This is a genomic window from Tahibacter caeni (genome assembly GCF_024609805.1).
In the GTDB taxonomy this organism is placed as follows: domain Bacteria; phylum Pseudomonadota; class Gammaproteobacteria; order Xanthomonadales; family Rhodanobacteraceae; genus Tahibacter; species Tahibacter caeni.
This window is the reverse complement of the sequence record NZ_JANFVR010000298.1, coordinates 1-5,949: the sequence shown is the minus strand read 5'-3', so window position 1 is coordinate 5,949 and position 5,949 is coordinate 1. Positions and strand designations below refer to the sequence as shown.

2 protein-coding genes are annotated in these 5,949 nt (G+C 71.0%); one reads left to right on the top strand and one right to left on the bottom strand.

Annotated features, from left to right (window positions below; genetic code table 11):
- Window positions 1-474 precede the first annotated feature (474 nt).
- Entirely contained in the window at window positions 475-2,868 is a 2,394-nt protein-coding gene (locus NON22_RS19160; protein WP_257388568.1) for a winged helix-turn-helix domain-containing protein, read from the bottom strand.
- Window positions 2,869-3,164: 296 nt separating this feature from the next.
- Between NON22_RS19160 and mutS the strand changes: the two genes are divergently transcribed.
- Complete coding sequence (mutS, locus tag NON22_RS19155; RefSeq protein WP_425508005.1) at window positions 3,165-5,783, top strand: DNA mismatch repair protein MutS; 2,619 nt, start codon at window positions 3,165-3,167, stop codon at window positions 5,781-5,783.
- Window positions 5,784-5,949 lie beyond the last annotated feature (166 nt).

Below are 5,949 nucleotides of genomic sequence, written 5' to 3'. Positions count from 1 at the left end.
CAGGTCGAGACGAGCAGAGCGCCGGCTCTCGGCCAGGCGCCGGAGCGCCGGCGCGTGGCGGCCGCCGCAGCGCCCGGCGTTGCTGTGGCCGCGCGGTCAGCGCCGCGTCGCCGGCGGTACGGCGGCGCGTCGTTCTTGCCGATCGAGTCATTCATTCGGGGGTTCCCTGGAGGTTGTTGCCGCTGCCGCCGGGGCCTGCGCAGCGCCCCTGGACCTGAAGTCACCCGCATCGGATGGACGGGGATGGACTGTGCAAAACCTTTACGGGTCAGGCGTGTGACATGCATGACAGCCGATGACAGGCGCTGACGGCGGATGTCCGGGACCGCCGGCCGGGTGACGGCGCGTCGAATGCGGGCCGATCCGCCATCCGGCGGGGCGGCGGCCTGCATCGGCCGGATCTTCACCGCCGCGGCGCATACGGAGGGACGTCGCCGCGGCGCGTACGGGGCGCCATGCCGCCGCGGCACGGCCTCAGCGGGCCGCCGGCGGCTCGATGAGCCGGGCAGGAATGACCCGCTCGCCGGCGAGCTGGCGGGCCTTCTCGAGGGACTGCCGCCAGGCGTCGCGGCTGCCGAGCACATGAAAGACCTTGACCCGGACCAGGGCGGACTCGTAGTCGTCGTTCGCCCAGACGGCGACCCGCCCTGCCAGCTCGGCGGCCTTGTCACGCCGGTCCTGGGCCAGCAGCCAGTCGACGTAGGACTGCGCCACCAGGGACACGAGCACCGGGAGCCCGACATCCTCCGCCCTGCCGAGCGCGCGATCGAACGCCGCCTGGACCGAGTCGGCCGCGGCCACCTGCTTCGCCGCCCATTCGGCCTTGGCGAGCAGGAAAACGGCCGACACGCCGTCGCCGTCGGCCGGCAGCCGGGGCTCGATCTGTTCGGACGTCGCACGCCCCAGCGCGACCAGCGCGCGCTGACGCAGCAGCACGAGCAGGGCGTAGCGATCGAACGACGGATCGCGGGGCCAGGTCTCCAGCGCGGCATCCACGGCCGCGACGGTCTTGTCCGGCTGACCCGAGCGCGCGGCCAGTTCCGCCTGCATGTCGTGGAGGTAGCGCACGCTGCCGGGCCGCAGGTCGTGAAACCGCCGCTGCGCCTCGGCGACCACCTCGGCGGCCTCCCGATAGCGGCCGACGCCCATCAGCACCCGGGCCTGGCGGTTGAAGACGACCAGGTTCAGGCCGGGATCCCCGACCCGCTCGCGCGCCTGCCACTGCCGTTCACTCAGCGGCAGCACGTCCGGCCAGCGCAGCAGGTCGGCATAGACGTCGATGAGGACGCTGCGCAGGGTGACGACACGCTCGATCACCCCGAACGCCTCGTAGCGCTCGATCGCCGCATTCAGGTGAGGCAGCGCGAGTTCCAGGCGATGGCGGGCGATCTGCAGCTGCCCGAAACCGGCCTCGATGTGGGCCACGCGCAGGCGGTCTCCGGATTGCTCGGCCAGCAGATAAGCCCGGCCGTAGTCCGAGAGTGCGCCCTCGTAATCGTCCAGCGCGACGCGGGTCAGCCCGCGGCGGGTCAGCGCGTCGCAGAGATCCAGCGGCGCGACCGCGGCGTCCAGGGTCGCGACGGCCGCGTCGAAATCCGTCGCCGCCCTGGCGAAGTCCGAGCGCCGGAAGTTCAGATTGCCGCGCAGGACCAGCGCCCGTCCGCGATGGACGTCGTCCGGCACAGCCGCCGGATCGGCCAGCAAGGTTGCTAGCGCCTCGGTCGCGCGGTCGTACTGCCCGGCGCGGAAATCGAGCTCCGCGAGGCGCAGGCGCACTTCCGGCAGGAATTCGGGCGTATCGGGAATGGCCAGCAGGATGTTGCGCGCGAGCTCCAACTGGTTGGCCAGCGAAGCGGCCTGCGCCTGCTGCAGGCGTTCGCGGATCGCATCGGTCCCGGGCGTGTTTCCGTCGCGGGGCGGCTCGCGCAGGGTGGCCGCCAGCAGCAGGTCGGCCGCCGTCCGGGCCGCTCCGATGGCGTCGCTGCCGCTGGTCTCGATGCGGTGTTCGACGCCGGCGGCGTTCGCGGCCGCGAGCTCGATCCGCCAGACCCCGTCCGCGCGGATGGCCTTTCCCTGAACGATCAGGTCGCCGCCGAGCACGTCGCGAACCGCGGCGTAGTCGGCCGTCTGGATCGATTGACGGGTTCCGTGCAGTGCGGTGACCACGGTCCTGCTTGGCGAAACCCGCAGGCCCGCCGCGCGCAGGCGCTCGGCCACCAGATCCATCGCGCCGAGTTCCAGCCACGTCGATTCCGACGGCGCATCGACCAGGAACGGCAGCACGACGACGGCCTTGTCGGCGACCAGGACGTCCTCGGCCGGAACGGAGGCGGGCGCGACGCCGGCCACGTGGCTTCGGATCGCCCAGCTTCCCGCCAGAACGACCAGCAGGGCGACGACGGCATGCCAACCGTATCGCCGCGGGCGCCAGGACGGGCTGTCTCCGCGTGCGGGAAGGGGCGCATCCGCCGTCGCAAGCGGCAAAGGCATCGGCGCGGATGCGATCGTCTCCGGCGGCTTGGGCGCGGTTTCCTCCGCCGCCTTCGTCTCGCGGGCATCCACCTCGCTGACCCAGCGATAACCGAATCCCGGCACGGTGCGGATCAGGCGCTGCGCCTGCGCGTTGTCGTCCAGCGCCCGCCGGGCCCGGGCGATGATCTGGTTGAGATGGCCGTCGGTGATGTCGACGCGGCCCCAGACCGCCGCGACGAGCTCGTCGCGTCCCACCGCGCGGTCGCGATGCCCGATCAGATAGGCGATGCAATCGAAAACGTAGCGATTGACGGGCAGCAGCGCGTCGCCACACCAGAGTTCGCGCTGTGCAACCTTGACGCGAAAACCCTCGAATGAGTATTCCAGCACGGTCACCGGCGTCAGCCGTCTCCACTCGCGACGAGCCGGATCGTCCTGGTCGTGCCGTCCGCTTCCGGCGACGGCCGCCGCTCGAGCGCCGGCGTGCGCAACGGGGTCCGCGTCCGGCAATACTTCGCCATGTCCTTCGTGCTCATGGGTGAATGCTCGACGTCCGGGCCCGTGTCCATCGAGAGTTCACGGCACCCGGCGACGCGATTCCTGTGGACGGGCGATCTTACCCCGTCCGATCAATGCGGACACAATACGTAACAAGACCACCATCGCCCCCTTCGGACGCACAGCTGTTCGTGATGACTTCCACCACCACGCTCCCACCGGCCGACAAACCGGCCAAGAACGATTCCACAGCACGACATCCGGAACACACGCCGCTGATGCGGCAGTACTTCGCGGCCAAGGCGGACTATCCCGACACCTTGCTGCTGTTCCGCATGGGTGATTTCTACGAGCTGTTCTACGACGACGCGCGCAAGGCGGCGCGGCTGCTCGACATCACCCTGACTCAGCGCGGCCAGTCCGGCGGACAGCCGATTCCGATGGCCGGCGTGCCGTATCACGCGGCCGAAGGCTATCTCGCGCGGCTGGTCAAGCTCGGCGAGTCGGCAGCGATCTGCGAGCAGATCGGCGATCCGGCGCTGGCCAAGGGACTCGTCGAGCGCAAGGTCGTGCGCGTGATCACGCCGGGCACGGTCACCGACGAAGCCCTGCTCGAGGAACGCCGCGACAATTTCCTGCTCGCGATCGCCGCCGGCAGGACCGGTTACGGTCTGGCCTGGGTCGATCTGGCCAGCGGCCGTTTCCTGCTCAGCGAAACGGCGACGCCCGAGGCGCTGGCCTCCGAGCTCGCCCGATTGCAGCCGGCCGAAACGCTCGTCGCCGAGGACGTGGCCTGGCCGCGCTTTGTGACCGAGCTGCCGGGCCTGCGCAAGCGCGGTCCCTGGCATTTCGACGGCGACACGGCGACGCGCCAGCTCTGCCGCTTCTTCGGCACGCGCGACCTGTCGGGCTTCGGCTGCGAAGGCCTGCCGCTGGCGGTGGCTGCGGCCGGCGCGCTGCTCGGCTACGTCGAGGAAACCCAGAAGAGCGCGCTGCCGCACCTGTCGGGCCTCGCGATCGAGAACGCGAGCGAGACGATCGCGCTGGACGCGGCGACGCGGCGCAACCTCGAGCTCGACACGCACGCGAGCGGACGCAACGAGCACACCCTGCTCGGCGTGCTCGATCACAGCGTCACGCCGATGGGCGCGCGCCTGCTCAAGCGCTGGCTGCACCGGCCGCTGCGCGCGCAGGACGTGCTGCGCCATCGCTACCAGGCCATCGCCGCGCTGATCGACCAGCGCCGCGGCGACGCGCTGCGCGACACCTTGCGCGGCATCGGCGATCTCGAACGCATACTCGCGCGCGTCGCCCTGCGCTCGGCGCGGCCGCGCGATCTTTCGACGTTGCGCGACGGCCTGCTGTCCACGCCGCAGCTGCGCGAACGCCTGGCCGGCGCCGACGATCCGCTGCTGGACCGCCTGCTGAACCAGCTCGGCGAGCACGCGCAGACCGCGGACTATCTGGCCGCCGCTCTCGTCGATCAGCCGCCGGCGCTGCTGCGCGACGGCGGCGTGCTGCGCAGCGGCTTCGATGCGGAGCTCGACGAACTGCGCACTTTGTCGACGAACGCCGACCAGTTCCTGCTCGACCTGGAACAGCGCGAACGCGAAGCCAGCGGCATCGCCACGCTGAAAGTCGGCTACAACCGCGTGCACGGCTATTACATCGAGATCACGAACGCGCACGCCGAGCGCGCGCCGACGCATTACACGCGGCGCCAGACCATCAAAGGCGCCGAGCGCTACATCACCGAGGAGCTGAAGGCCTTCGAGGACAAGGTGCTGTCGGCGCGCGAGCGCTCGCTGATGCGCGAGCGCGCGCTGTACGACGGCGTGCTCGACGCGCTGCACGCGCAGCTGCATGCGCTCAAGCAGGCCGCCGCGGCCGTGGCCGAGCTCGACGTGCTCGCGACCCTGGCCGACCGCGCCGACGCGCTGAACTGGGTCGCGCCGCAGCTGACCGGCGAGGCCGGCATCACGATACGCCGCGGCCGCCATCCGGTCGTCGAGCAGGTGCGCGACGATCCGTTCGAACCGAACGACCTCGTGCTCGACGACGGCCGCCGCATGCTCGTCATCACCGGCCCGAACATGGGCGGCAAGTCGACCTACATGCGCCAGGCCGCGCTGATCGTGCTGCTCGCGCACATCGGCAGCTACGTGCCGGCCGACGCCGCGACGATAGGACCGATCGACCGCATCTTCACGCGCATCGGCGCCGGCGACGACCTGTCGCGCGGTCAGTCCACCTTCATGGTGGAGATGGCCGAGACCGCCAACATCCTGCACAACGCGACCGCGCAGAGCCTCGTGCTCATGGACGAGGTCGGCCGCGGCACGTCGACCTACGACGGCCTCGCGCTCGCGAAGGCCTGCGCCGTGCAGCTGGCCGAACGCAACCGCGCGTTCACCCTGTTCGCGACGCATTATTTCGAGCTGACCGAGCTCGGCGCGCAGTACGCCGGCATCGCCAACGTGCATCTCGACGCGGTCGAATACGGCGACAGCCTCGTGTTCATGCATGCGGTCAAGGACGGCCCGGCCAACCGCAGTTTCGGCCTGCAGGTCGCCGCGCTGGCCGGTTTGCCGAAGGGTGTCATCGCGAATGCGCGGCGCTACCTGGCGGCGCTCGAACAGCAGCCGGCCGCGGCGACCGTCGCGACCACGAGCGCCGCGCTGGCGGCGCCGCAACAGATGGGCCTGTTCGCGACCACGTCGGCGGCCGAGCGCGCGCTGCGCGAGATCGATCCCGACGAGCTCACGCCGAAAGCCGCGCTCGAAGCGCTGTATCGGCTGCGCGCGCTACTGTGACGCGGCCGCGCGCGCGGCCGTGACGAGGAATTCCTCGAGCGCCGGCAGGACGGCCGCGTCCTCGAACAGCTGCGCCGCGGATGCGCGCAGCCGTTCGCGCACCGCCTCGCGTCGCGGCGCGTCGGCGAGCAGCGCGCTCGCGAGCGCGACGTAGGCCGCATCGTCG